Origin of the sequence: Streptomyces sp. NRRL F-5135 (assembly GCF_000719775.1) — a bacterium.
Lineage (GTDB): Bacteria > Actinomycetota > Actinomycetes > Streptomycetales > Streptomycetaceae > Streptomyces > Streptomyces hebeiensis.
On record NZ_JOHR01000005.1, the window covers coordinates 38,973 to 65,224 of the forward strand.

The window sequence follows — 26,252 nt, forward strand, 5'->3', positions numbered from 1 at the left end:
AATACGCGCCCAATGGCCCGTGATGTACGCCGCCGCTCGTCCCTCCGTTCCGCCTTCGGCCGCATCACAGGCCGTCTCCGGTCCCGGCTCCCCCGGCGGTTCCGGCCCTCGCCGCGCCCCGGACCCCGGCCCGGAACCGAACCCCGGTCCGGAACCGGGTCCCGGTCAGATTCCCGGTCGTGGGCCCGCGTCCGGTCCCTGTGGCCGGACCGGTCACGACTCCGGTCCCCATCCCGTACCCGTGCCGAAGCGCCCCTGCCCGGTCCCCTCCTCCCCGCCGACCCCCCGAACCCGTACGCCCGCGCCTTCGCCCTGACCGCGGTCGTCCTGCTCGGTGCCTGGCTCGGGCTGCTGATCGTCGGGAGCGTACGGACCCCCGTCGGTCCGATGGACACGAGCATGACCCTGCGCCCCTCCCTGGCCGGGGGCACGAAGATCAACGTCTCGCCGCTGGGCGCGCTGGAGCTGAACACCCACACCGGGCCCATCCGTCTCGACGTGGACGTCGACCAGCTCGACCCGGTGCGCTCCACGGCCCTGGTCGAACACCCCGAGCGGCTCTCCGGCCTCCAGGACGAGGTCTCGCACGACGTCCTGAACGGCACCACGGACCTGGCCGTCCGCTCCTGCGTCGCCGTCGTCTCCGGCGCCACCGCCCTCGGCCTCGTCGTCTACCGACGCCCCGGCCGCGCGCTGGCCGCCGGCGGTCTCGCGCTGGCGCTCCTCGCCGCGTCCGGCGTCGGCGCGTACGCCACCTGGAACCCGAAGTCCGTCCTGGAGCCCAAGTTCTCGGGGCTCCTCTCGTCCGCCCCGCAGGTCGTCGGCAACGCGCGCTCGATCGTCAGCGACTTCGACGTCTACCAGAAGGAGCTGGCGCGGCTGGTGACCAATGTGACCAAGCTGTACGACGCGACCTCCGCGCTGCCCACGTACCAGCCGGACCCGGCCACCCTGCGGGTGCTGCACGTCTCGGACATCCACCTCAACCCGGCGGCCTGGCACATCATCGGCTCGCTCGTGGAGCAGTACAAGATCGACGTCATCATCGACTCGGGCGACAGCATGGACCACGGCGCCGCCGCCGAGAACACCTTCCTGGACCCGGTCGCCGACCTCGGCGTCCCCTATGTCTGGGTGCGCGGCAATCACGACTCGCAGGGCACCCAGGAGTACCTGAAGCGCATGAAGAACGTCCGGGTGCTGGACGACGGCCGGGCCGTGACCGTGGCCGGGGTGCGCGTGGCGGGCACGGGGGACCCGCAGTACACCCCCGACCGCTCGGTGGAGGCCCAGGGCGACCCGGCGGAGCGCCTGGCGGGCATCCGGCTCGCCTCCGCCCTGCGCGACCAGGAACGGGCCGGCACCCCCGTGGACATCGCCGTCGCCCACAACCCGGTGGCCGCGCGGGAGACCGACGGCGTGGTCCCGCTCGTGCTCTCGGGCCACGTCCACCACCGCGAGACGGAGGTCCTGCCGCTGGGGACCCGGCTGAAGATCGAGGGCTCGACGGGCGGCGGCGGGCTGCGCGCCGTGCAGAACGACGCGCCCGAGAAGGTCCGTACCTCCGTGCTCTACCTGGACCGCGAGACCAAGCGGCTCCAGGCGTGGGACGAGATCACCCTGGGCGGTCTCGGCCTGACGACGGCCGAGGTCAGCAGGCACCTGCCGCAGGAGGCGGGGGCGCCGGGCGCGGAACCGTCCCCGTCACCGTCCCTGTCGCCCAGTACGTCGGTCCCGCCCGCCGCCGGGCCCTCGGGCACCCCTCCGGGCCCCGCCTCCGACGACCGGCCCGGTGCCGCGCCGCCGGGCGCCCGGCCCGTGCCACCGGGCCCCCGTCCCTCGCCGTCCGACGCCCGGGCCGCCCCCTCGCCGCGGGCGCCCGCCCCGGCCTCCACCCCGTAGGGCGTTGCGCGGGGTGTCCCGACCGGCGGCCCGGGGAGCGCCCCCGTAAAGCGTTTTGGCGATCGCTCCTGCCATCCCATATGCTTCTCACGTCCCCGACGCGCTGCAAAGCGCCCAGGCGGGCCCTTAGCCCTCATCGTCTAGTGGCCCAGGACGCCGCCCTTTCAAGGCGGTAGCACGGGTTCGAATCCCGTTGGGGGCACGCAACACCGTGTGCGAGACTGGTGCTCGCACATTGTTTGGTCCTGTGGAGCAGTTTGGAGTGCTCGCCACCCTGTCAAGGTGGAGGCCGCGGGTTCAAATCCCGTCAGGACCGCTTGCAACCGTGAGGTTGCGTGGCTGGGTAGCTCAGTTGGTACGAGCGATCGCCTGAAAAGCGATAGGTCGCCGGTTCGATCCCGGCCCCAGCCACCACCGCCCGCGAGGGCACGGCCCCTGCCGGATCTGAGATCTTCGGCGGGGGCTTTTCCGTTCGGGGTGCGCGCGGGCGCTCGTACGGCCCGGCCGTCGCGTACCGGCCGCCTCCCCGCCCTCCCGTACCGCCGCGCGAAATGCGTTCGCAAGCCGCGCGCGCCCAATGAGATCCTGGTTTCGGTATGTCTACTTCCTTCGCCGACCTCCAGACCCTGCTCGCCGACGCCTCGCTCCGTGACGCACACCGGCTGGGCCGCCGCCTGGAAGGCGCCCGGCGCATTCGTAAACCCGAGGCGCGGCAGGCCGTGCTGGACGAGATCGCGGACGAGGCCGAGAAGGCCGCCGAGCGGACGCGGCTGCGCGGGGCCCGGGTGCCCAGGATCTCGTACCCCGAGGCGCTGCCGGTCAGCCAGAAGAAGGACGCGATCCTCAAGGCGATACGCGACCACCAGGTCGTGATCGTGGCGGGCGAGACCGGCTCCGGCAAGACCACGCAGATCCCCAAGATCTGTCTGGAGCTGGGCCGGGGAGTCCGGGGCATGATCGGGCACACCCAGCCCCGCAGGATCGCCGCCCGTACGGTCGCGGAGCGCGTCGCGGAGGAGTTGGACACCCCGCTCGGTGAGGCCGTCGGCTGGAAGGTCCGGTTCACGGACCAGGTGAACCAGGACACGACGTTCATCAAGCTGATGACCGACGGCATCCTGCTCGCCGAGATCCAGACGGACCGCGAGCTGCGCGCGTACGACACGATCATCATCGACGAGGCCCACGAGCGCAGCCTGAACATCGACTTCCTGCTCGGCTACCTCGCCCAGCTGCTGCCCAGACGGCCGGACCTCAAGGTCGTCATCACCTCCGCGACCATCGATCCGGAGCGCTTCGCCCGCCACTTCGGCGGTTTCGCCACCGTGGGCGCGCGCGGCCCGAACGGACCGGGCGACGTGCCGGGCCCCGGCGACGCGAAGGGCCCCGGCACCGCGACCGCGACCGGCACCGTCGAGGCGACCGGCGCCGGCCCCGGCCCGGCGGCCCCCACGGCCGGCGGCCTTGTCGCCGGCCCCCGCCCGGCGGGCCCCGCCGTGGCCGCCGCCCCCGTCATCGAGGTGTCCGGCCGCACCTACCCCGTGGAGGTCCGCTACCGCCCCCTCCTGGAGGAGGACGGCGACGAGGGCGACCGCGACCAGATCACCGCCATCTCCGAGGCCGTGGACGAGCTCCAGGCCGAGGGGCCCGGCGACATCCTCGTCTTCCTCTCCGGCGAGCGAGAGATCCGTGACACCGCCGACGCCCTGGAGAAGCGCAGGCTCAGGAACACCGAGATCCTGCCCCTGTACGCGCGCCTCTCGCACGCCGAGCAGCACCGCGTCTTCCAGCGCCACAGCGGTCGCAGGATCGTGCTGGCCACGAACGTCGCCGAGACCTCGCTGACCGTGCCCGGCATCAAGTACGTGATCGACCCGGGCACCGCCCGTATCTCGCGCTACAGCCACCGCACGAAGGTCCAGCGCCTGCCGATCGAACGGATCTCGCAGGCCAGCGCCAACCAGCGCAAGGGCCGGTGCGGCCGTACGTCCGACGGCATCTGCATCCGGCTGTACTCGGAGGAGGACTTCGAGTCGCGCCCGGAGTTCACGGACGCCGAGATCCTCCGGACGAACCTGGCGTCCGTCATCCTCCAGATGACCGCCGCCGGCCTCGGGGACATCGAGAAGTTCCCCTTCATCGACCCGCCGGACCACCGCAACATCCGGGACGGTGTGCAACTGCTCCAGGAACTGGGCGCGTTCGACGTCGCCCAGGCGGCACGGCAGGAATCGGGACAGGCGGCACGGCAGGAGCAGGACGCGGAGCAGCCCGTACGGCAGGACGCCGAGCAGCCCGTGCGGGAGTCCCGGAAGGGCCCCCGGGAAGACTCCCGCCGGGGCTCCCGGAAGGACTCCTCGAAGAGGCTGACGCCGCTCGGCCGCAAGCTCTCCCAGCTGCCCGTGGACCCGCGGCTCGCCCGCATGGTCATCGAGGCCGACCGCAACGGCTGTGTGCGCGAGGTGATGGTGATCGCCGCCGCGCTCTCCATCCAGGACCCGCGCGAGCGCCCGGCGGAGAAGCAGGCCCAGGCCGACCAGAGCCATGCCCGCTTCAAGGACGAGACATCGGACTTCCTGGCCTTCCTCAACCTCTGGCGGTACGTGCGGGAGCAGCAGAAGGCGCTGTCCTCGTCGGCCTTCCGCCGGATGTGCAAGGCGGAGTACCTGAACTTCCTGCGGATCCGGGAGTGGCAGGACATCTACTCCCAGCTCCGTACGGTCGCCAAGCAGATGGGCATCCATCTCAACGAGGACGACGCGGCGGACCAGGCCGTCCACGTGTCGTTGCTCGCCGGTTTGCTGTCGCACATCGGCATGAAGGACGTGAAGGACGGCGCGAAGAACGAGTACCTGGGCGCGCGCGGCGCGAAGTTCGCCGTCTTCCCCGGTTCCGCGCTGTTCAAGAAGCCGCCGCGCTTCGTGATGTCCGCCGAGCTGGTGGAGACCTCCCGGCTGTGGGCGCGGGTCAACGCGAAGGTCGAGCCCGAGTGGATCGAGCCGCTGGCCGGCCACCTGCTGAAGCGTACGTACAGCGAGCCGCACTGGGAGAAGGACATGGCGGCCGTGATGGCGTACGAGAAGGTGACCCTCTACGGGGTGCCGATCGTCGCGCAGCGCAAGGTCAACTACGGCCGGATCGACCCGGAGATCTCGCGCGAGCTGTTCATCCGGCACGCGCTCGTGGAGGGCGACTGGCGTACGCACCACCAGTTCTTCCATGACAACCGCAAACTCCTCGGCGAGGTCGAGGAGCTGGAGCACCGGGCCAGGCGCCGCGACATCCTCGTGGACGACGAGACCCTGTACGACTTCTACGACCAGCGGGTGCCGGCCGAGGTGGTCTCCGGCGCGCACTTCGACTCCTGGTGGAAGAAGAAGCGCCGCGAGGAGCCCGAACTGCTCGACTTCGAGCGGTCGATGCTCATCAACGACAAGGCCGGGTCGGTCACGAAGGACGACTATCCGGACTCCTGGCGCCAGGGCCGGCTGAAGTTCCGGGTGACGTACCAGTTCGAGCCGGGTACGGACGCGGACGGCGTGACCGTCCACATCCCGCTCCAAGTGCTCAACCAGGTCTCTGACGAGGGGTTCGACTGGCAGATCCCGGGCCTGCGCGAGGAGGTGGTCATGGAGCTGATCCGCTCCCTGCCCAAGCCGATCCGCCGCCACTACGTGCCCGCGCCGAACTACGCGAAGGCGTTCCTGGAGCGTGTCGCCTCCCTCCCCGACCCCTTGGCGGAGCCGCTGCCCGCCACGCTGGCCCGCGAGCTGAAGCGGATGGTCGGCGTCCCGGTCACGGCCGACGACTTCGACCTGTCCCGGGTGCCCGACCACCTCAAGGTCACCTTCCGGATCGTGGACGAACGGCGGCGCGGGATCGCCGAGGACAAGGATCTGGAGGCCCTGCGGCTGAAACTGCGCCCCAAGGCCCGGCAGGCGCTCTCCAAGGCCGCCGCGGCCACCGCGGAGCGGACGGGCGGCGCGGCCGTCGAGCGGACGGGGCTGACCGACTGGACGATCGGCACGCTGGAGCGGGTCTTCGAGACGCGGCGGGCGGGCCAGCCCGTCAAGGCGTACCCGGCACTGGTCGACGAGGGCGCGAGCGTGGCCGTACGGCTCTTCGACACCGAGGCCGAGCAGCGGCAGGCGATGTGGGCGGGCACCCGGCGGCTGATCCTGCTGAACATCCCGGTCAATCCGGCGAAGTTCGCCTCGGACAGGCTCACCAACCAGCAGAAGCTGGCGCTGTCGAGCAACCCGCACGGCTCGGTCCAGGCGTTGTTCGACGACTGCGCGACGGCCGCCGCCGACAAACTGATCGCGGACCACGGGGGCCCGGCCTGGGACGAGGCGTCGTTCCGGGCGCTGTACGACAAGGTGCGCGCGGACCTGGTGGACGCGACGGTGCGGGCGGTGGACCAGGTACGGCAGGTCCTGGCCGCCTGGCAGGCCTGTGAGCGCCGTCTGAAGGCCACGAGCAGCCCGGCCCTGGTCAAGAACGTCCAGGACGTCAGGGAGCAGCTGACGGGCCTCGTACCGGCCGGCTTCGTCACCCGCGCGGGGCTGCGCCGGCTGCCGGACCTGATGCGCTATCTCGTGGCCGTCGACCGCCGGCTGCAACAGATGCCGACGGGTGTCCAGCGCGACACCACGCGCATGGAGAAGGTCCACGAGATGCGGGACGAGTACGCCTGGCTGCTGGAGCAGCTGCCCCAGGGGCGGCCGGTCCCGCAGCAGGTCCTGGAGATCCGCTGGATGATCGAGGAGCTGCGGGTGAGCTACTTCGCGCACGCCCTGGGCACGGCGTACCCCGTCTCGGACAAGCGGATCGTGAAGGCGATCGACGCGGCCGTGCCGTAGCGGGGGCGGTGGCGGGGGCCGTGCCGGAACGCGGTCGCGGCGTGGCGCGAGCGGCCTCCGGCCCGGCCGGAGTGAGCCGCGCGTCCTCAGTTCGACCGCACCCTCTGAGCTGCTGTACAGTCTTCCTCGCAGCCACGGAACAGCGGGCGATCGGACGGAACGGTCCGGTGAATCCGCTGGTGCGGCGGCCGTCTGGTCCTGTGGAGCAGTTTGGAGTGCTCGCCACCCTGTCAAGGTGGAGGCCGCGGGTTCAAATCCCGTCAGGACCGCAGTAACGAAGGGGCCCACGTCTTACCGAAGACGCGGGCCCTTTCGCATGCCCGGTGCCCGGTGCCCGAAGAGGCCGCGCCCGCGGCGGAGCCGCCATCGGACACAGCAAATCCCGTCAGGACCGCAGCGACCAAGGGGCCCACGTCTCACCGAGGACGCGGGCCCTTTCGCACACCCGACGCCCGCCCCCCGAAGAGGCCGCGCCCGCGGCGGAGCCGCCATCGGACACAGCAAATCCCGTCAGGACCGCAGCGACCAAGGGGCCCACGTCTTACCGAAGACGCGGGCCGCTTCGCGTACCCGATGCCCGCCCCCCCCGAAGAGGCCGGAAAGTGCTGCCTCGCGCGCCGCCGGGACGCCGTCGCGAGCCGTTCGCCCTCCCTCGCGCGTCTCCCTGGCGCGTAGACGGCTGTATGAAACGGACCCCATTGCATACGGCAAGTGCCGTCGACGGCGCGGTAACGCGGCAGTAATGGCGCCCCCAAATCGGGTGGGCCTGGCCATTCCTGTCTTGACGACGCCAACGGCCGGGGGGTACTCAAGCATCAGGGTCCCGCTCATCGCATCCCGGGGACCCACACCGGGGGTGGTGGCGTGACCGCATCGACGACGAAGCACGAGACCGGCGCGTTGCTACGCGCCCATCTGGTGGCCGCGTCCGGCCTGGCGGCGGCCTCCGGGCATCCGCACCGCACCGGCGCCTGCGCCATCTGCCACCGCCTCCAACGGCTCGCCAGAGAGCGCAGGTCGGCCGAGGACAGCATCGACGACGGTTTCCTCGAAGGGGGCTTCTTCGCGGGCCGGTTGACCGACAGCCGGTAGCGCGCCGTCCGGACCGCGGGCCGGCCCTCGCGACCGACTCCCGCGCCCCCGTCCCCGTCCCCACGACCGTCCCCGGCGACCAGATCTTCACGACCGGTCTCCCGGACTCCGCTCCATCGGCCTACGAATCCTCAAGATCCATTAGTGGACGCGCCCTCTCTTGGCAAGAGACCCGCCATGTGATGGGCATCACCGAATCCGTTCCGAAAAAGAGGGCATTTACCGGGTCCATACAAACCACCAATTTAATATGTGCAATTGCACCCTCTTTTCAGCTCTCTGCCCACCATCCCACCAACGCTCCCCGATCCACTCCCCGCCCCCTCCCCACTCCTCCCCCAGCCCTCCTCAGCCCTCCCCGCACCGCCAACAGGGCCTCGACTCCCGCCTCCCCGGGACATGAAAAAAGACCGCGCTGGACCCGGCGGAGTCCAGCGCGGTCGACGACGTACCCATGTTGCGTGGGCATGGGGCCTGTTGGGGCAGGCGCCCGTCGTGTGGAGCTATGGGGCGGGAACGACCGAGATTGGGGGGCCCGGCTGCACCCTGGTCATGAGCCCGAAAAGGGCTCGGATGGGGGTTTTCAGGCCTCGCTGCGCTGCTGCGGGATACCCGCGAGCAGTGCGCGGACCTCTGCCTCGCGGTACCGACGATGCCCACCGAGGGTACGGATGGACGTGAGCTTGCCGGCCTTTGCCCAGCGCGTGACCGTCTTCGGGTCCACGCGGAACATCGTGGCAACCTCAGCCGGAGTCAGCAGCGCCTCAGCTTCAGGGGTGCGAGCGGTCATGAGCGGCCTCCTCGGGAGAACCGAACGATCTCGGTTCTTTCCTCTAAATTCTGCACCTTGACCCACGTTGCCCGAAATGGCAGACGCAGGCCGAGTCGGTTATAGGACGAACGGCTTGTCCTCGGCACTACAACTACACCATCCGTCCAGCCGCGTCGGCCAAACCGATGGAATTGCCCTCTGAGGTGTTCATCAGCGGCGGAAGCCGATGGACCATCTCATAGCGGACAGTCACGTCACAGATACGATCAGTCACACAGCGATCAGGAGTCACCGGACCCCCCATATAGAGTGGCAATGCCGAGCATTCCGCCCATGGTTGGGCGGAAGGAACCCTCCCCGGACTCCTTGTCCTATTTTGACACGAGGGTGGGCGATGGGCGCAAGAGCCCTGTTAGTGCGGTCCATCACGCTTGAGGCAAAAGCCCGGATCAGGACCTCCGCCCCTCCCCCGGGGCGACGAACCGCTTGAGCCACGTGAGCCACGTGAGCCACGTAACACCAGTCACGCACACCTCAGTGACTCATGAGCTCACAGAAACCCCACGAGTCGCATGGGTTACATGAATTTCATGGAGCCTCATGGTTCCCGCGAAACCCGTGAGCCTCGTGAGTCACGGATCACAAAGGGTAAGGGCTTTCTCGGGGGACGGTGGACGAACCAGCCAGTCGGCGGACGATCGACCGCTCAGTTGGCGAACTGCCGCTCCCGCACGGCCCGCCAGCGCTCCATGAGCCGCCCGTACGCCTCCCCCGCGCCCTCGCCGTCGCCGTCCCGCAGCGCGGCGATCGCGGCGGCCACGTCGGCCGCCGAGCGGTCCTCGGCGAGTGCGGACTCGGGCAGGGCGTGCACCAGCCCGCCGTAGTCCAGTTCGACCAGCGAGCGCGGGTGGAACTCCTCCAGCCACCGCCCCACGTCCACCAGCCCCTCGATCAGCGGCCCGTCGTCCATCGTGTCCCGCAGCGTCTTCAGCGCGCGGGCGAGACGCCGCCTGGCCTGCACCATCGGCGTCCGGTAGCGCAGGACCGGGGCGGCCCCGCCGCCGTCGCTCCCGGCTCCGGTACCGCCCGCCTCGTACAGCCGCTCGTCGTCCGAGAACAGCGCGAACCAGCGCGCCGGCACCTGCCAGACCGCCGTCCTGATCCAGGGCCGCGCGTCCGGATTGCCCTCCCGCCAGCGCTCGTAGTCGGCCGCCGCCTGGCCGCGCACGACCGGGGGCAGCACGGCGTCCAGCAGCGGCGCCGGGAGCTGTTCCCTCAGCTCCTCCAGCGCCAGCCAGCCGCGCAGCCGGGTCCGCCACGGGCAGACGCACACCACGCCGTCCACCTCGGTGACGAACGCGTCGCCGCTCTCGTGGACCGGCACAGGGACCGGTGGGGTGGGCACCAAATCGGCCAGGGAGCGCCGTAGTTCGTCCTGTGCGGTCGGCGTACGGTCCCGCTTGGCGTAACGCGCCCAGTGCGCCCTCTCGGGCTCGGGGAACGCCGCCAACGGCTCGTAGATCCGCAGGTAGGACGAGTAAGGGACGAGAATCGCAGACACCGCCGGCATGCGGCGCATCGTCCCATGCCCGTACTCCGCAAGGGGGTGATCCACAGCACTGCGGCTGATCCACACCCCCGGAGGACTTACGCTCTTGCTTGCCCGGCCCGCGGCGCGTGTCCGCCGCGCCCGCCCGGCGGCCCTCCCCACCCACAGGAGGGTCGTTCCCCATCGCCGATTCGTACTTGGGAGTCACCACCGTGACCGATGTGACCGGCGTGCCTGTCGATGTGCTGCACACCCTGTTCCGCTCCGAGCAGGGCGGCCATGAGCAAGTCGTGCTCTGCCAGGACCGTGCCAGTGGCCTCAAGGCCGTCATCGCCATCCACTCGACGGCCCTGGGCCCCGCCCTCGGCGGCACCCGCTTCTACCCGTACGCGAGCGAGGAGGACGCCGTCGCCGACGCGCTGAACCTCTCCCGCGGCATGTCGTACAAGAACGCCCTCGCGGGACTGGACCACGGCGGCGGCAAGGCCGTGATCATCGGCGATCCGGAACAGATCAAGACCGAGCGACTTCTGCTCGCTTATGGCCGGTTCGTTGCCTCTCTGGGGGGCCGTTATGTCACGGCGTGCGATGTGGGCACCTATGTCGCGGACATGGACGTGGTCGCGCGTGAATGCCGCTGGACGACGGGCCGGTCCCCCGAGAACGGGGGCGCGGGCGACTCCTCGGTCCTGACCGCCTACGGAGTCTTCCAGGGCATGCGCGCGAGCGCCCAGCACCGGTGGGGCGACCCCTCGCTGCGGGACCGCACGGTCGGCGTCGCCGGCGTCGGCAAGGTCGGGCACCACCTGGTGGAGCACCTGCTCCAGGACGGCGCCCACGTCGTCGTGACGGACGTACGGGAGCAGGCGGTACGGGCGATCACCGACCGCCATCCGCAGGTCGCGGCCGTGGCCGACAACGACGCCCTGATCCGCACGGAGGGCCTGGACATCTACTCACCGTGCGCGCTCGGCGGCGCGCTGAACGACGAGTCGGTGCCCGTCCTGACCGCCGCGGTGGTGTGCGGCGCGGCCAACAACCAGCTCGCCCACCCGGGCGTCGAGAAGGACCTCTCGGACCGCGGCATCCTGTACGCGCCCGACTACGTGGTGAACGCGGGCGGTGTGATCCAGGTCGCCGACGAACTGCGCGGTTTCGACTTCGAGCGGTGCCGGGCGAAGGCAGCGAAGATCTTCGACACGACGCTGGGGATATTCGCACGTGCGAAGACGGACGGCATTCCGCCGGCCGCGGCGGCGGACCGGCTCGCCGAGCACCGGATGGCCGGAGCCCTGGAGGCCGGCTCGCGCTGACCGTCACCGGGCCGCCCCGAACCGGCCGTCACGGGACCGCGCGGTGGCCGTCACAGACCGCGCGCCGGCCGCCGCGGAACCGCGCCGGCCTTGCCGGGGCGGCCCGTACCCGTCGCCGTGGTGTCTGAAAATCGCCGTAAGAACGACGGAAAATCGACACTGGAGGCGACGTGGATGCGTGGTGATTGACGCGTCCATGACATAGGCGGCTCGCGAGGGGCGACCCGTCGCGGTACAGGAGACGAGACTCACGCCGGTCGGCGGGTCGCCCCGCCCAGAAGAGGTTAAAATCGCAGCTGACCAGCGAGGACGGGGCGCCTCGCCGGGCCTGCGCCAGGGCGCGTCATGCGGGCGGCGTACCGTATGGCCGCAGAAGCAGGTACCGTTGAAGCCCTACGGACGGGTCTCTCCGCGGGGAGCTCGTTCTGATTCATGAACGCGTGTCAAGACTCTGGGGCCGTCGAGCCCCGTCACCGAGGGGGTCGAGCCATGGGGCGCGGCCGGGCCAAGGCCAAGCAGACGAAGGTCGCCCGCCAGCTGAAGTACAACAGCGGCGGGACTGACCTGTCGCGTCTGGCCAACGAGCTGGGCGCGTCGACCTCGAGCCAGCCGCCGAACGGCGAGCCGTTCGAGGACGACGACGAGGACGACAACCCGTACGCACAGTACGCGGATCGGTACAACACCGACGAGGACGAGGACGACGAGGCCGGGCCCTCGACGCAGCGCCGCGGCGCTTGACGTCCAGATCGTCCGTCTTCCTCGCAGCAGTACCTCGCGGACCCGGTCCGGGGCCACCGCCCCGGGCCGGGTTCTGTGCTGCCCGTACGCCGGTGAGCCGGAACAGTCCGTGACCGTGGGGTCCGTGACCGTGGGGTCCGTGACCGTGGGGTCCGTGACCGTGGGGTCGGACAGGGCCGACGATCCCGTCGGCCCCCTCGGCCCTTCCCGGCACCGGAGTCCGCCTCCGCCTCAGGCGGCGTAGTCGCCGGTCAGCGCGGCGCCCTCCACGTGGTCGCCCCGCTCGGTGATCTCTCCTGCGACCCAGGCGTCCACCCCCCGGTCCGCCAGCGTGGTGAGCGCGGCGTCGGCCGACTCGGCCGGGACGACGGCCATCATCCCGACCCCCATGTTCAGCGTCTTCTCCAGCTCCAGGCGCTCCACCCGGCCTGCCGTTCCGACGACGTCGAAGACCGCGCCGGGCGTCCAGGTCGAGCGGTCCACCGTGGCGTGCAGTTCCTCGGGGATGACCCGGGCCAGGTTGGCCGCGAGTCCGCCGCCCGTGATGTGGCTGAAGGCGTGCACCTCGGTGGTCCGGGTCAGCGCCAGGCAGTCCAGCGAGTAGATCTTGGTGGGCTCCAGCAGTTCCTCGCCGAGGGTCCGGCCGAACTCCGGCACCTCCCGGTCCAGCGCCCAGCCGGCCCGGTCGAAGACCACGTGCCGGACGAGCGAGTACCCGTTGGAGTGAAGACCGGACGACGCCATGGCGATCACCACGTCACCCGTACGGATACGTTCCGGGCCCAGCAGCCGGTCCGCCTCGACCACGCCCGTACCGGCGCCCGCGACGTCGAAGTCGTCCTCGCCGAGCAGCCCCGGGTGCTCGGCGGTCTCGCCGCCGACCAGCGCGCAGCCGGCCAGGACACAGCCCTCGGCGATGCCCTTGACGATGGCGGCGACCCGCTCCGGGTGGACCTTGCCGACACAGATGTAGTCGGTCATGAACAGCGGCTCGGCCCCGCAGACGACCAGGTCGTCGACCACCATGCCGACGAGGTCGCGGCCGATCGTGTCGTACACGCCCATCCTCCGGGCGAGGTCGACCTTCGTACCGACACCGTCGGTGGCGGAGGCGAGCAGCGGGCGCTCGTAGCGCTTGAGGGCGGAGGCGTCGAAGAGGCCGGCGAAGCCGCCGAGGCCACCGAGGACCTCGGGGCGGCGGGTCTTCTTCACCCACTCCTTCATCAGCTCTACCGCGCGGTCTCCGGCTTCGATGTCGACGCCCGCGGCGGCATAGCTGGCACCAGTGGTCGTTTCGGACATGGCTGGCTACTTTCCTGTCGGCGTTCGGTCGTCGGACGGTACGTGCGGTGCGCCGTCACCGTCGGACGGGGCGGTACGGGCGTACGGCGTGTCGGGGGCGTACGGGCTGTTGTGGGCGCCCGGCGTGGCGCTGTCGCGGACGAGCGGGCGGGCGGGAGCGCCGGCCACGGGCGGGCGCGGGCGGCGCGGGCGGACGCGAGGGCATCGGCGGGACATGAGCGTACGGAGGCGGACGCGAGCGGGCGCCGGTCCTACGGGCGCCGCAGCGCGTCGGTCGCCGCCGTGTTCGCCGTGCCCGCCGCCAGCTCCGTCTCCAGCAGCCGCTTGCCGAGCAGCTCGGGGTCGGGCAGGTCCATCGGGTACTCGCCGTCGAAGCAGGCCCGGCAGAGGTTCGGCTTGGCGATGGTCGTGGCCTCGATCATCCCGTCGATCGAGATGTAGGCGAGGGAGTCCGCGCCCATCGAGACGCCGATCTCCTCGACCGTCATGCCGTTGGCGATCAGCTCCGCGCGGGTGGCGAAGTCGATGCCGAAGAAGCAGGGCCACTTCACGGGCGGCGACGAGATCCGGATGTGCACCTCGGCGGCGCCGGCCTCGCGGAGCATCTTGACCAGGGCGCGCTGGGTGTTGCCGCGGACGATGGAGTCGTCCACCACGACCAGGCGCTTGCCGCGGATGACCTCTTTGAGGGGGTTCAGCTTCAGGCGGATGCCCAGCTGGCGGATGGTCTGGGACGGCTGGATGAAGGTCCGGCCGACGTAGGCGTTCTTGACGAGCCCGGAGCCGTAGGGGATACCGCTGGCCTCCGCGTAGCCGATCGCGGCGGGGGTGCCGGACTCGGGCGTCGCGATGACCAGGTCGGCCTCGGCAGGGGCTTCCTCGGCCAGCCTCCGGCCCATCTCGACCCGGGACAGGTAGACGTTCCGGCCGGCGATGTCGGTGTCCGGCCGGGCCAGGTACACGTACTCGAAGACGCAGCCCTTGGGCTTCGCTTCCGCGAATCGCTGGGTGCGCAGACCGTTCTCGTCGATCGCGATCAGCTCGCCCGGCTCGATCTCCCGGACGAAGGCCGCACCGCAGATGTCCAGCGCGGCGCTCTCGGAGGCGACCACCCAGCCGCGCTCCAGCCGGCCGAGGACCAGCGGGCGGATGCCCTGCGGGTCGCGGGCCGCGTACAGCGTTCCCTCGTCCATGAAGACGAGCGAGAAGGCGCCCTTGACCTCGGGCAGGACTCGGGCGGCGGCGTCCTCGACCGTGAGGGGCTTGCCGTCGTCGTCCGTCTGCCCGGCCAGCAGCGCCGTGACCAGGTCGGTGTCGTTGGTGGCGGCCACCTGCGTGGCCCGGCCGTTCTCCTTGGGGAGGTCGGCGACCATCTCGGCGAGCCGGGCGGTGTTGACCAGGTTGCCGTTGTGGCCCAGCGCTATGGAGCCGTGGGCCGTCGCCCGGAACGTCGGCTGCGCGTTCTCCCACACCGAGGCTCCGGTGGTGGAGTAGCGGGCATGGCCCACCGCGAGGTGGCCCTGGAGCGAGCCGAGCGATGTTTCGTCGAAGACCTGGGAGACCAGGCCCATGTCCTTGAAGACCAGTATCTGGGACCCGTTGCTCACTGCGATGCCCGCGGACTCCTGTCCACGGTGCTGCAAGGCATACAGACCGAAATAGGTGAGCTTGGCGACCTCTTCGCCCGGAGCCCAGACTCCGAAGACGCCACATGCGTCCTGGGGGCCCTTCTCGCCGGGGAGCAGGTCGTGGTTGAGTCGTCCATCACCACGAGGCACGCCACCGAGTGTAGGCGAGATCGACCACTGGTCCGAATTGGGGATACGGGCCCGGCGCGGGCGGGGCGCTCCGGCGGGGGTGACGGAGCCGCCTGATCAGGCGCATGCCAGGCCGTACGCCGGACGCGCGTCAAGCCCGTGGCGGGGCGGCCCTCCCGGAGGGTTCCTGGGAGGCGGCGACGGCGTCGAGACCCTGTCCGCCCTCCGTCTCGAGCGTCAGGGAACGGTGGCGCAGCTCATATGTGATCTGTCCCTCCAGCACCTTCCTCACCTGCTGTTCGAGCTTCATCTCGGGCTCCGCGCAGGACATCCGGGTGGAGACGATCCGCCCGACGCTGATCGTGGGTCCGGAGACGGTGGCGGGGGCGCTGAAGCGGTTGCAGCCGAGGTTGCCCTTCAGGGTGCCTTCGGTCTTGTCCTTGGCCCCCTCGGTCTCGCCCTTCGCGCCCTCGGCCTTGTCCGTGCCTCCCCCGGCCTCCTTGCCGGCCTCCTTGCCGGCCTCCTTGCCGGCTTGCTCACTGAACGTGAAGTACGCCTTGCCGTCGGTGCCCCGGGGCAGGGAGGCGGCGACGTCGCCGTCGGTCAGCGCGCTGACGCTCCACTTGGTGCCGATGAGGGAGGAGTCGGGCTGGGAACTGAGTGCGATGGTGGCGGCGCCGTCGGAGGTGGTGAGGGTGAGCCGCCTGTCCTTCGCCTCGCCCTGGACCTTCGCGGTGAGCTTCCCGGAGAACGCGCCGTTCAGCGCCTTCTCGAAGTCCTGGAGTTCCTTCTCGCAGCCGATCTCCGTGGTGCGCTTGTCGCCCACGGTGACGGTGTCACCGTCGACGGTGACCTTCGCGCCGATGGAGTTGCAGCCCGTGCGCGCGCTGGCCCGGCCCCGGTCGTCGATCTCCACGCTCGCGTCGGCGGGCGGGACGGCCTTCTCGCCGTCGACGGTGACGCTGTCGACGCTCCAGCGGACGCCGGTGAGCGGGAGGTCGGTACGTACCGAACCGCTCCCCTTGCCCTGCTTCGAGGCGGACGCCCCGGACCCGGACCCTGACCCGGACTCCGTGCCGCAGGCGGCCAGGGAGAGCAGCGCGACGGTAGTGACGGCAGTGACAGGAATGATCTGCTGTTTCCGCATGCCGATGGGACGGGAGGGGCGGGGTCGCGGTTCCGTCCTGTGTCCCGACGTCGCGGTGTCGCGGGTATCGCGGGTGCGGCGGCCTCGCGGGGGCCGTGTTGTCGCGGCGTCAGGGCGTCAGGGCGTCACCGCCTCAAGTCGTCACCCCATCAGCGCCTCACCGCGTCAAGGCGTCACCGCATCAGGGGAAGCAGCCCGCCCAGGTCGGCGCGCTCCCCGCTCGCGGTGACCCGCGCGGCGGCGATCTCCTCGGTCCAGGTGGTGCGGCCCGTGGCCAGCCGGGCCCAGGTCAGCGGGTCGGTCTCCACCACGTTGGGCGGGGTGCCACGCGTGTGCCGGGGACCGGCCACGCACTGCACGACGGCGTACGGCGGCACCCGGACCTCGGTCGACGCGCCGGGCGCCCGCACCGCGAGGGCGTCGGCGAGCACCCGCGTACAGGCGGCGAGCGCCTGCCGGTCGTACGGGATGCTCAACCCGGCCGCCCGGTTCAGGTCGTCGGTGTGGACGACGAGCTCGACGGCGCGGGTGACCACGTAGTCCGCGAGCCGCATGGCCCCGACGCGTACCGCGAGCACCCGCTCCCCGGACGCCCCGGGCCACAGCGCGGCGCAGCGCTCGGCGACCCGCTCGAACAGCTCGGCGGGCTCCGCCGAGGCGGCGAGGGCCGCCACGTCCTCGGAGATGGCGCCGGCGTGCCGGGCGGTGGCGAAGGGCCACTCGGTGAGCGCGACGACGGGACCGGCGGGCCCGCTCCCCGCCCCGGGCGGTGCGGGCTGCTCGATGTACCGGCTGACGGAGTCCACGCCCATGGCGATGTGCGCCACCAGCTCCCGCACGCTCCAGCCCCCGAGCCCGGCCGGCAGCGCCAGCTGCCGCTCCGACAACCCGCCCACGGCCTCCCGTACGTTCCCGAACTGCGCGAGCACGGCGGCCCGGGTCCTGACGGGGTCGTAACCGCGCGGGCGCTTCTTGGCAGGTGGCATGGGGGTGAGGCTATGCCGTGGCAGCGCGCCGGTCACAGCCGCGATAGTGAAGTCCGCGCCGGTCGAGCGTCGGCGAGCGCCTGCAACGCAACGCCTGACACGAGTGTGCGTTCCCCCAAAAAGGCCTGCGACTGCGCGCCCCGACCGAACTGGCCGGCCACGCCACACCCCTGACGGGACGTGCGGGTCGGCGCGCCACCGGCCATCCCCCTGTGCCACCGTGGGTACCGGCCGTGGGGACCGCTCCGCGGGGACCGGTCCCTGGGACGTGCGGCGGATCGAGCGTCCCCGTTTCCACGGTTCGTCGCCGAACTCGGAGCACGTCAAGTCCAGAGTCCAGACTTCCAGTACGTCAGGAGAGACACCATGGCAGCGCCGCAGGACAAGCCGGGCCGCTACGGAATCTGGAGCGCGGAACTGCGCTCCGAGGAGTCCGCACTCCGTGCCGAGATCCCCGAGGCCGCGGCGGAATTGGAAGAACTCGGCTTCGGAGCCGTCTGGCTGGGCGGCAACAGCGCGGTCGAGCACGCGGTACCCCTGATCGAGGCCACCTCCGCGCTCACCGTCGCCACCGGCATCCTCAGCATCTGGCAGCACGAGCCCACCGACGTCGCCGGCCAGTTCCAGGCGCTGGACTCCGCACACCCCGGACGGTTCGTGCTCGGCATCGGCGCGAGCCATGCCAAGATCGCCTCGCAGTACCGGCGCCCCTACTCCTCCATGGTCACCTACCTGGACGGCCTGGACGCGGCCGGTGTCCCGGCGGAGCGCGTGGTGCTCGCCGCCCTCGGCCCGAAGATGCTCGGACTCGCCCGCGACCGGACCGGCGGCGCCCACCCGTACCTCGTCACCCCCGAGCACACCGCACAGGCCAGGGAGATCCTGGGCGCCGGCCCCCTCCTCGCGCCGGAGCTGAAGGTCGTCCTGGATGCCGACCCGGACACGGCCCGGGCCACCGCTCGCGGTTACCTCGCGGGGTACCTGGCCCTGCCGAACTACACCAACAGCTTCCAGCGGCTGGGCTTCACCGAGGACGACTTCGCAGGCGGCGGCAGCGACCGGCTCATCGACGCGGTCTACGCCTGGGGCACCGACGAACAGATCCGCAGCCGCGTCGACGCCTTCCACGCGGCCGGCGCGGACCACGTGGCCCTTCAGATCGTCACCCCGGACACCACCCTCAGCGGCCCGGCCTCCCTGCCCCGTGCGCAGTGGCGCCGCCTCGCCGACGTACTGACCTGAGCCGGCCGGCCCCGCCACCGCACCACCACCCGTGACCGGACCGTGACTTGTTGCCGCGTCGGCCACAAGGTTAGGTTTGCCTTATTTACGTCCGGGAAGCCCGGGCTGTCGCTGTCACCGTCACCGGGAGGCTTCCGCCGTGTCACAGACCTTCGTCCGTCGTATCGCCGTGACCGCCGCCGCCACCGCCTTCGCCCTCTCCCTGACCTCCTGCACCGGCGACAGCGACGCGGGCGGCGGGAGCGGCGGGAGCGGCGGCAAGGACGCCTCCTCCGGCGGCGGTGCCGCGACGCACACGGTCAAGACCGTCATGGGCGACGTGAAGGTGACGGACGCGCCCGAGCGCGTCGTCGTCCTGGACACCGACGCGCTCGACTCCGCCGTCACCCTCGGGGTCACCCCGGTCGGCGCCACCACCGTCGCCGACAAGGCTCCCTTCTCCACGTACCTCCCCCAGGACGAGCTCAAGGACGTCAAGCCCGTCGGCGTCATCGCCGAGCCGAACCTGGAGGCGATCGCCGCGCTCGAGCCCGACCTGATCCTGAGCAGCAAGGTCCGCGACGAGAAGAACTACAAGTCCCTCTCGGCCATCGCCCCCACCGTCTTCTCCGAGAGCACCGGGGCGACCTGGCGCGAGAACTTCGCACTCCACGCCGACGCCCTCGGCAGGAAGAACGAGGCCAGGAAGGTCGTCGCCGACTACGACGCGCACGTCAAGCGCGTCACGGAAGCGCTCGGCGGGGCGGACAAGGCGAAGCGGACCACGTTCGGCTTCGTACGGTTCGTGGAAGGCGCGGACACCCGGATCTACATGAACAAGACCTTCGTCGGCTCCCTCTTCAAGGACCTGGGTGTCGGCCGCCCGGACAACCAGGACGCGGAAGCCTTCTCCCTCGACGTCAGCCCCGAACAGATCGACGAGGCCAACGCGGACGTCCTCTACTACTCCACCTACGGCGACGCCAAGAAGGCCCAGGAGACCGACATCGTCGGCGGCCCCCTGTGGAAGAGGCTGGACGCGGTGAAGAACGGCATGGCCTTCAAGGTGGACGACAACCTGTGGATGCTCGGCATCGGGTACACCGGCGCGGGCCAGGTGCTGGACGCCATCGAGAAGAGCTACACGTCCGCCGCCGAGCAGTAGGTCCGACCGGACCTGGTCCGGGCCCGGCCCGGGACCCGGGCGGGCCCGGATACGGACCGGGTACGGATACGGATACGGACCGGGCCCGGCTGCCGGCCCCGCCTTCCCTACGGCTCCGGCCTACCGCCCCTCCGGCGCCCCGAACGTCGTCCACGCCACCCGCTCCGGCACCCGCAGCACCGTCCGCCCCGCCGCCGCGTTCAGGATCGTCGCCGCCCGCCACGCGCCCAGCGTCAGGTCGGGCGCGCCGACACCGTGCGTGTGCAGTTCGGCGTTCTGGACGTACAGCGTCCCGGACACCCGCGCGTCGAGCGCCACCCGGTACGAACCGTCGACCCGGTAGCGGCCCCTGTCGTCCCAGTCCACCAGCTTCGCCAGCGGCTCCAGGAAGGCCGGGCGCGCCGCCGCGTACCCCGTGGCCGCCACCACCGCGGACGTACGCACCTCGAAACACGTGTCCTGCTCCACGTGCCGGCACGTCAGCAGGACCCCGTCGCGCGTGCGCTCCGCGCCCTCGATCGCCACGCCCGGATGCAGCGCGGCGCGCGGCGGCGCACCGCCGACGGTCCGCTCGTACAGCTCGTCGTGGATCTCGGCCAGCGTCTGCTCGCTGACGCCCTTGTAGAGCTGCCACTGCTCCCGTACGAGCCGCTCGCGGCGCTGCTCGGGCAGCGCGCGGAAATAACGGATGTAGTCGGGGGTGAAGTGCTCCAGGCCGATCTTCGAATACTCCATGGGCGCGAAGGCCGGGGTACGCGCCAGCCAGCGTACGTACGGGCCGCCCGCGCCCGTGCCGTCCTGGTGCCGCAGCAGGTCGAGCGCCACCTCCGCGCCGGACTGACCGGCGCCGACGACCGTGACGTCGTCCAGCGCCGCCAGGCGCGCGCGACGGGCGCGGTAGTCGGCGCTGTGCAGGACACGGACGTGGCCACCGGAGCCGGTGCCCCCTCCTCGTTCCTCCTCGTCACTCGCGAGCAACGGCCGCAGCGCCTCCGGCACCACCGGCAGCGTGCCCACTCCCAGTACGACCTGGAGCGCGAGCACCCGCGACTCCACGGCGCGTGCTCCCTGGTCGTCCGCCGAGCGGTACGTGACGGCGAACGCCCCGGCGTCCTCGTCCCACGCCAGCTCCGTCACCCGCGCGTCGAACCGGCAGGAGGGCAGCCCCTCGGCGACCCATCGGCAGTAGTGGTCGTACTCGCGCCGCGGTATGTGGAACCGCTCCGAGAAGAAGAACGGGAACATCCGGTCGTGTTCACGCAGGTAATTGAGGTACGACCAGCGGCTGGTGGGGTCGGCCATCGTGACGAGGTCGGCGAGGAAGGGGACTTGGAGAACCGTGCCTTCGAGGAGCAGGCCGGGGTGCCAGGAGAAGGCGGGCTTGGCGTCGAGGAAGAGGGTACGGAGGCCCCGCGCCCGGCCGGCGGAATCGCCGGCAGGACCGCCGTCGGCGGCGCCGACGGCGCCGCCGACGGGGCCGTCCGCGAGTCCGTCGGCGAGTGCGGCGAGGGAGAGGTTGAACGGGCCGATTCCGATGCCGACGAGGTCGTAGGGGCCCGATTCGCCGCTCTGTCCGCTCTGTCCGTACTGCTTCCGGGGTTCCTCACCCGTCTGTGCGTTGTCGGTCGTCGTCACCTGTGGGCCTCCGTGAAGGTGTGGGGTTTCGGTGTGCGCAGGTACGCAGGTACGCACGTACACAGGTACGCAACTGCACAGGCACTTACGTACGCACGAGGGTGAAGAGGCCGGCCGGGCTACCCGCCGCCCTCCTCCTCCGCCCGCCCCGCCGCCACCACCGCGTGCAGCAGGCGGTCCACCTCGGCGGGGGTGGTGTGCGGGTTGAGCAGGGTGAGCTTCAGGCGTACGCGGCCCGGGCCCTCCCCCGGGAGTTCCGTACGGCCGACGACCGCCCGGCCCTCGCGCAGGAGACGACGGCGCAGCGCGGCGTTGACCTCGTCGCCGCGCGACGCGTCCGACGGCAGGTACCGGAACAGGAAGGCCGTCAGCACCGGTTCGGAGTGCAGCTCCAGACGTGGGTGTTCCCGTACGGTACGGGCCCCCGCCACCGCGAGAGCGCGGCAGGCGTCGACCAGCCGGCCCAGGCCCTCCCGGCCCAGCGCCCGCAGCGTCACCGCGATCTTGAACGCGTCGGCGCGGCGCGTCGTCCGCAGGGAGAGGCCCAGCAGGCTCGGGTAACCGGCCTCCTCGTCGTCGGCCGGGTTGAGGTAGACCGCGCGCCGCGCGAGCGAGGCGTACGTCTCCGCGCGCCGCACCAGGAAGATCCCCGCCGCGGCCGGCTGCCAGCCGAGCTTGTGCCAGTCGAGGGAGACGGAGTCGGCGAGTTCGAGCCCGTCCAGCAGCGGGGCGAGCCGGTCGGAGAGCAGCGCGCCGCCGCCGTACGCCGCGTCCACGTGCAGCCAGGCGCCGTGTTCGGCGGCGAGTTCCGCGCAGGCGCGCAGCGGGTCGATCGAGCCGGTGTCCGTGGTGCCGGCGGTGGCGACGACGGCGACGGGCAGCTCCCCCCGTGCGGCACAGCCGTCGAGCAGCGACGCCAACGCCTCGGGGATCATGCGCAGTTCGTGGTCGACCGGTACGGGCAGCACCGCGTCCTCACCGAGACCGAGCAGCGCGGCGGCGCGCTGTACGGAGAAGTGGGCGGCGGCGGACGCGAGGATACGGGGCCGGCCCGGACGGACGGTGCGGCCGGAGTGGCGCGGACGGGCCGGGGTCGTCTCGTCCATCCCCGCGGACCGCTGTCCCGGCACCCGGGCCCAGGTCCCCGGCACCCCGGTCATCTCGATCTGCTCGCCGGTGGCCGTGCCCAGCACGCGGTCCCGGGCGAGCATGAGGCCCATCAGGTTGGACTCCGTACCGCCCGACGTCAGCACTCCGGCCGCGCGCTCCGCGTCGTACCCCACCAGCCGCGCCAACTCCTTGAGCAGCAACGTCTCCAGCGCGGTCGCGGCGGGCGCCTGGTCCCAGGAGTCCTGGGAGGGGTTGAGGGCGGAAACGGCCAGGTCGGCGGCCACGGCGATGGCGAGGGGCGGGCAGTGCAGATGGGCGGCGCAGGACGGGTCGGCGGGGTCGGCGCTGCCGTGGGCGAGGAGTTCGGTGAGCCGGCGCAGCGCGGCGGCGCCTCGGGCGTCGGTCCGGGCGAGGGCCCTGGCTCCACGCCTCGGGTGCCCCGTGGGGACGCCGATGGCGCCGGTGCCTTCGCCCCCGGTCTCGCCCTCTCCGTCGCTGCCGCTGCCGCTGCCGCCCTCGCCCTCGCCCTCGCTGTCGAACGCCTCGGCCACCGCCGCCGCGATGTCCTCCGGCCGGCCCGGCGCGATCGGGCCGTCGCGGCGCTTGGCTCCCCCGGCCAGCGCCTCCAGCACCGTGGCGATCAGCGGTTCCAGCGCCTCGGGCCCGGACGGGCCGCCGGAGAGCGAGACCGGGCCGGCGTCCGTCCCCGCCCCCGGCCCCGGCTCAAGGCCGGCCCCTGCGGTCGCCCCCGGGTCCGCGGACGGATCGGTCAGCTGATCCGTGGCCGCTCCTGCCCCCGCTCTCGCTCCCGGGCGACCGTCCACGCCCGTGTCCGCGCCAGCACCCGCGCCCGAGCCCGCGCGCACGTCCTTCCCGGCCATCCCTCGCAACACCTCGTCCAGCGCCGCAGCCAGCGCTTCCGCCTCCGCTTCCATCTCCGTGGGCATCAGGGCCGTCCCCCTTCCGGACCCGGCGCGACACCGGCCGCCGTCTGAGCCCGGACCGCCGCCTGAGCCGGGACCGGCGCGGCGGCGGCCGGCGCGGCGGCGACCGCACCGCCCGCTGAAACGCCCGCGCCCGCCTCCGCGCCGGCCTCCTTGCCGACCTCCGAGATCGCCTCGCCCAGCCGTTCCAGCACCGCCTCCACCTCCTCGTCCGTGATAATCAGCGGCGGCAGCAGCCGCACGGTCGCCCCGTACCGCCCGCCCAGTTCCACGATCAGCCCCCGCGCCAGGCACGCGTCGCGCACCCGCCGCGCCAGCTCCGGCGCGGCCGGGCGCGCGCCGCAGGAGTCCACCGGGCCGACCGGATCGACCATTTCCACGCCGATCATCAGCCCTCTCCCCCGGACGTCCCCCACCACGGGCACCGGCAGTTCGGCCCGCAGGCCGGCCAGCCGCGCCAGCATCCGCGCGCCGACGGCCGCCGCCCGCTCGGTCAGGCCCTCCCGGGCCACGTACCGCAGCGTCGCCGCGCCCGCCGCCATCGCCAGGGTGTTGCCCCGGAACGTGCCCGTGTGCGCGCCCGGCAGCCAGCCGTCGTAATCCTTGTCGTACACGATCACCGCGAGCGGCAGGCTGCCGCCGATCGCCTTCGACATGACCATCGCGTCCGGGACGATCCCGCTGTGCTCGACCGCCCAGAACGCCCCCGTGCGGCCGACCCCCGTCTGCACCTCGTCCACGATCAGCGGGATCTCGCGCTCGCGGGTGATCCGGCGCATCGCGCGCAGCCAGTCGTCCGGTGCCGGCACCGCGCCGCCCTCGCCCTGCACGGCCTCCACGATCATCGCCGCGGGCCGTACGACACCGCCCGACGGATCGTCCAGCAGCCGCTGGGTGTACGTGACGGACAGCTCGGCACCGCGCGCGCCGCCGACGCCGAACGGACAGCGGTAGGCGTACGGGTACGGCAACCGCGTCACCTCGGCCCCGCCCCCCGCGACCGGCTCCTTGACCGCCACGGCGCCGGTGACGCCGAGCGCGCCCGCCGTCATCCCGTGGTACGCCCCGGTGAACGCCAGCAGTCCGCGCCGCCCGGTCGCCGTCTGCATGAGTTTCAGCGCCGCCTCCACCGCGTCCGTACCGGCGGGCCCGCAGAAGTGGACGCGGGCGCGGTCCGCGAACGCCTTCGGAAGCGTCGCGAACAGCGCGTCGGTGAAGTCGTCCTTCTCCGGGGTCGCGAGGTCGAGGGCGTGCAGGGGCGCGCCACTGTCGAGGGTGCGCCGTACGGCCTCCTGTACGACGGGGTGGTTGTGGCCGAGCGCGAGCGTGCCCGCGCCGGAGAGGCAGTCGAGGTAACGGCGCCCGTCGACCCCCTCGACGGTCATGCCGTACGCGCGGGCCGGGACGATCGGGAACGAACGGGCGTACGTACGCGCCGAGGACTCCCTGGCGCGCTGCCGCGCCAGGATGGCGTCGGCGGAGACGGAAACGGTCATGGCACAGCTCCGGAGGAGAGGGGTGAGGGGGAAGCCGGTCGGGCGGACGGAGAGGAAAAGAAAAGCGGCGGGGTCGGAGTCAGGTCAGCGGAGTCGGAGCCGACGGGGTCGGAGACAGCGGGGTCGGAGACAGCGAGGGACATGACTCGGCGTCAGGGCGGGGACGGTGCGAAGGGGGCGCATACGAAACAGCTTGCGCCACCGTTGAGTTGGCGCGCCCGCGAAAGGCGCCGCGAATGCGCCTCCGAGGGAGGGCGGGCGACGCTCCCCGGCGTTCGCCCGGCGGCCCGTCCGCGCTTTCCTCAGCGGGTGTCCGCCCGCCGCGCGCTCACCGAGGACACCGGGACGCCGTCGGCCCCAAGGGTTCGAACTCGTTTTTGGCGTGGGCAGCGGATATGACGACGTTGCCGATGGCGCTGCGACTGGTGAGCAGGCGGTGACCGATGGGACGGTCACAGGCAAGGGAGCGGCCCCGGACAATCCGACCTGGAACGGACCGCCCCCGAACGCTCCAGTCCCGAACGCTTCGGCTCCGGCCGCACCGGCCCCGAACGCACCGGCGCCGGACCACCCGACTCCGTTCGCCCCGATGGATCGCCGTAGCGTTGTCCACTCTCCGCACGGTGCCTCCTCCTGCACGAACACGATCGGGCGCTTAGGTAAGCCTAACTTAAAGATCGCGTGAGCAGCGCGAGCACCCGAACATCCCCGGGAGTACGCTGACACGAAAGGGTGTATGCCACCTCATTCCCGGCACCCCTGGGTGCGCTTCCCCGCACCCGCCCGACGCCTCCCGGAGGCGAGTGCTCGATGAACAACCTGCTCAGCGTGGTCGCGATCCTCGGAATGATCGTGATCGGTGCGACCGTGATCCAACTCATCAACGGCCACCGGCGGGGCGGCGTCGCGACGCAGGGCTACGGCCGGACCGCCTGGAACCCCCGGCAGCGCCCCGCCCCAGCGGACGACGACACCAGGGCCCACCCCACGGACGCCGACACCGACCCGCGCCACGGCCACTACTGGCACCGCCTGCGCGCCCGCGCCCGGGGCCGCCCGCACGACGTGAGCCACGACGCCGGCCACGGCGTGGGCCGCGGGAGGGGAAACGGCATCCCCCACGGCCCGACGGAGTCCGACACGGGAGCCTGACCACACATCCCGGCCCGGCTCGCCCGACGAGACCACGCCGACGAGACCGGACCGCCCACGCGACCGGCGCGGCCATCAAGAGGGGGACGGGGCAAAAGCCTCCGAA

Annotated in this window: 17 protein-coding genes and 4 tRNA genes; 12 read left to right on the top strand and 9 right to left on the bottom strand. The window is 71.8% G+C overall.

Going from position 1 to position 26,252, the window contains the following annotated elements:
• Nucleotides 1–12 precede the first annotated feature (12 nt).
• From IG02_RS0108940 to IG02_RS36115, 7 genes are all read left to right on the top strand, one after another.
• Nucleotides 13–1,902 carry a metallophosphoesterase family protein gene (locus IG02_RS0108940; protein ID WP_234314671.1) on the top strand — a complete coding sequence of 630 codons (1,890 nt, stop codon included), beginning with the start codon at nt 13–15 and terminating at the stop codon, nt 1,900–1,902.
• Nucleotides 1,903–2,031: 129 nt separating this feature from the next.
• Nucleotides 2,032–2,104, top strand: a tRNA-Glu gene (locus IG02_RS0108945).
• Nucleotides 2,105–2,143: 39 nt separating this feature from the next.
• Nucleotides 2,144–2,218, top strand: a tRNA-Asp gene (locus tag IG02_RS0108950).
• Between the two features lie 21 nt (nt 2,219–2,239).
• Nucleotides 2,240–2,316 (top strand) — tRNA-Phe (locus IG02_RS0108955).
• A 182-nt stretch (nt 2,317–2,498) separates the two neighbouring features.
• Nucleotides 2,499–6,764: an ATP-dependent RNA helicase HrpA gene (hrpA, locus tag IG02_RS42650; RefSeq protein ID WP_030743958.1), complete on the top strand. Its 4,266-nt coding sequence runs from the start codon at nt 2,499–2,501 to the stop codon at nt 6,762–6,764.
• Nucleotides 6,765–6,958: 194 nt separating this feature from the next.
• A tRNA-Asp gene (locus tag IG02_RS0108965) sits at nt 6,959–7,033 on the top strand.
• A 595-nt stretch (nt 7,034–7,628) separates the two neighbouring features.
• On the top strand, nt 7,629–7,856 hold the full coding sequence (locus tag IG02_RS36115; protein WP_037802628.1) for a DUF6274 family protein: 228 nt from the start codon (nt 7,629–7,631) through the stop codon (nt 7,854–7,856).
• 583 nt (nt 7,857–8,439) lie between these two features.
• Here the strand turns inward: IG02_RS36115 and bldC are convergent.
• Together bldC and IG02_RS0108980 are read right to left on the bottom strand one after the other, a co-directional pair.
• A complete protein-coding gene (gene bldC / locus IG02_RS0108975) occupies nt 8,440–8,646 on the bottom strand; it encodes a developmental transcriptional regulator BldC (RefSeq protein WP_030743960.1) in 207 nt (68 codons plus the stop codon).
• 688 nt (nt 8,647–9,334) lie between these two features.
• Entirely contained in the window at nt 9,335–10,198 is an 864-nt protein-coding gene (locus tag IG02_RS0108980; RefSeq protein WP_030743962.1) for a hypothetical protein, read from the bottom strand.
• A 191-nt stretch (nt 10,199–10,389) separates the two neighbouring features.
• Here IG02_RS0108980 and IG02_RS0108985 point away from each other — a divergent pair, with 191 nt between their 5' ends.
• Together IG02_RS0108985 and IG02_RS0108990 are read left to right on the top strand one after the other, a co-directional pair.
• A complete protein-coding gene (locus tag IG02_RS0108985; RefSeq protein ID WP_030743963.1) occupies nt 10,390–11,490 on the top strand; it encodes a Leu/Phe/Val dehydrogenase in 1,101 nt (366 codons plus the stop codon).
• Nucleotides 11,491–11,979: 489 nt separating this feature from the next.
• On the top strand, nt 11,980–12,231 hold the full coding sequence (locus tag IG02_RS0108990; RefSeq protein ID WP_030743966.1) for a DUF3073 domain-containing protein: 252 nt from the start codon (nt 11,980–11,982) through the stop codon (nt 12,229–12,231).
• Between the two features lie 231 nt (nt 12,232–12,462).
• Here the strand turns inward: IG02_RS0108990 and purM are convergent, their stop codons facing one another.
• The 4 genes from purM to IG02_RS0109010 all read right to left on the bottom strand — a co-directional run bounded on the left by purM (nt 12,463) and on the right by IG02_RS0109010 (nt 17,423).
• Nucleotides 12,463–13,533, bottom strand: coding sequence for a phosphoribosylformylglycinamidine cyclo-ligase (gene purM, locus IG02_RS0108995; protein ID WP_030743968.1), 1,071 nt, complete (start codon nt 13,531–13,533; stop codon nt 12,463–12,465).
• Between the two features lie 251 nt (nt 13,534–13,784).
• Nucleotides 13,785–15,311: an amidophosphoribosyltransferase gene (gene purF / locus IG02_RS0109000; protein WP_030743970.1), complete on the bottom strand. Its 1,527-nt coding sequence runs from the start codon at nt 15,309–15,311 to the stop codon at nt 13,785–13,787.
• A 130-nt stretch (nt 15,312–15,441) separates the two neighbouring features.
• Nucleotides 15,442–16,437, bottom strand: coding sequence for an META domain-containing protein (locus IG02_RS0109005; RefSeq protein ID WP_030743972.1), 996 nt, complete (start codon nt 16,435–16,437; stop codon nt 15,442–15,444).
• A 173-nt stretch (nt 16,438–16,610) separates the two neighbouring features.
• Nucleotides 16,611–17,423 (bottom strand): maleylpyruvate isomerase family mycothiol-dependent enzyme, encoded by an 813-nt coding sequence (locus IG02_RS0109010; protein ID WP_030743975.1) that lies wholly within the window; start codon nt 17,421–17,423, stop codon nt 16,611–16,613.
• A 366-nt stretch (nt 17,424–17,789) separates the two neighbouring features.
• On the opposite strand from IG02_RS0109010, the gene IG02_RS0109015 reads away from it, so the two are divergent.
• Together IG02_RS0109015 and IG02_RS0109020 are read left to right on the top strand one after the other, a co-directional pair.
• On the top strand, nt 17,790–18,665 hold the full coding sequence (locus IG02_RS0109015; RefSeq protein ID WP_030743977.1) for an LLM class F420-dependent oxidoreductase: 876 nt from the start codon (nt 17,790–17,792) through the stop codon (nt 18,663–18,665).
• Nucleotides 18,666–18,804: 139 nt separating this feature from the next.
• Nucleotides 18,805–19,809 (top strand): ABC transporter substrate-binding protein, encoded by a 1,005-nt coding sequence (locus IG02_RS0109020; protein WP_051764726.1) that lies wholly within the window; start codon nt 18,805–18,807, stop codon nt 19,807–19,809.
• A 120-nt stretch (nt 19,810–19,929) separates the two neighbouring features.
• On the opposite strand, the gene IG02_RS0109025 is transcribed toward IG02_RS0109020, so the two are convergent.
• The 3 genes from IG02_RS0109025 to IG02_RS0109035 form a co-directional block, all read right to left on the bottom strand.
• Complete coding sequence (locus tag IG02_RS0109025; RefSeq protein WP_078854315.1) at nt 19,930–21,444, bottom strand: lysine N(6)-hydroxylase/L-ornithine N(5)-oxygenase family protein; 1,515 nt, start codon at nt 21,442–21,444, stop codon at nt 19,930–19,932.
• A gap of 119 nt (nt 21,445–21,563) precedes the next feature.
• The gene (locus IG02_RS0109030) at nt 21,564–23,501 is read right to left on the bottom strand and encodes a pyridoxal phosphate-dependent decarboxylase family protein (protein ID WP_234314672.1); all 1,938 of its coding nucleotides are present in this window, start codon (nt 23,499–23,501) and stop codon (nt 21,564–21,566) included.
• Nucleotides 23,501–24,994 carry a diaminobutyrate--2-oxoglutarate transaminase family protein gene (locus IG02_RS0109035; protein ID WP_078854316.1) on the bottom strand — a complete coding sequence of 498 codons (1,494 nt, stop codon included), beginning with the start codon at nt 24,992–24,994 and terminating at the stop codon, nt 23,501–23,503. Before IG02_RS0109035 ends, IG02_RS0109030 begins: the two co-directional genes overlap by 1 nt.
• An 810-nt stretch (nt 24,995–25,804) precedes the next feature.
• Between IG02_RS0109035 and IG02_RS0109040 the strand changes: the two genes are divergently transcribed.
• A complete protein-coding gene (locus tag IG02_RS0109040; RefSeq protein WP_030743987.1) occupies nt 25,805–26,146 on the top strand; it encodes a hypothetical protein in 342 nt (113 codons plus the stop codon).
• Nucleotides 26,147–26,252: the final 106 nt, after the last annotated feature.

What these genes read in the sequence shown, in the direction of transcription:
- IG02_RS0108940 (WP_234314671.1), top strand. Translation starts at nt 13, where the DNA reads ATGGCCCGTGATGTACGCCGCCGCTCGTCCCTCCGTTCCGCCTTCGGC.
- hrpA (WP_030743958.1), top strand. Translation starts at nt 2,499, where the DNA reads ATGTCTACTTCCTTCGCCGACCTCCAGACCCTGCTCGCCGACGCCTCG.
- bldC (WP_030743960.1), bottom strand. Translation starts at nt 8,646, where the DNA reads ATGACCGCTCGCACCCCTGAAGCTGAGGCGCTGCTGACTCCGGCTGAG.
- IG02_RS0108980 (WP_030743962.1), bottom strand. Translation starts at nt 10,198, where the DNA reads ATGCCGGCGGTGTCTGCGATTCTCGTCCCTTACTCGTCCTACCTGCGG.
- IG02_RS0108990 (WP_030743966.1), top strand. Translation starts at nt 11,980, where the DNA reads ATGGGGCGCGGCCGGGCCAAGGCCAAGCAGACGAAGGTCGCCCGCCAG.
- purM (WP_030743968.1), bottom strand. Translation starts at nt 13,533, where the DNA reads ATGTCCGAAACGACCACTGGTGCCAGCTATGCCGCCGCGGGCGTCGAC.
- IG02_RS0109005 (WP_030743972.1), bottom strand. Translation starts at nt 16,437, where the DNA reads ATGCGGAAACAGCAGATCATTCCTGTCACTGCCGTCACTACCGTCGCG.
- IG02_RS0109010 (WP_030743975.1), bottom strand. Translation starts at nt 17,423, where the DNA reads ATGCCACCTGCCAAGAAGCGCCCGCGCGGTTACGACCCCGTCAGGACC.
- IG02_RS0109015 (WP_030743977.1), top strand. Translation starts at nt 17,790, where the DNA reads ATGGCAGCGCCGCAGGACAAGCCGGGCCGCTACGGAATCTGGAGCGCG.
- IG02_RS0109030 (WP_234314672.1), bottom strand. Translation starts at nt 23,501, where the DNA reads ATGCCCACGGAGATGGAAGCGGAGGCGGAAGCGCTGGCTGCGGCGCTG.
- IG02_RS0109035 (WP_078854316.1), bottom strand. Translation starts at nt 24,994, where the DNA reads ATGACCGTTTCCGTCTCCGCCGACGCCATCCTGGCGCGGCAGCGCGCC.
- IG02_RS0109040 (WP_030743987.1), top strand. Translation starts at nt 25,805, where the DNA reads ATGAACAACCTGCTCAGCGTGGTCGCGATCCTCGGAATGATCGTGATC.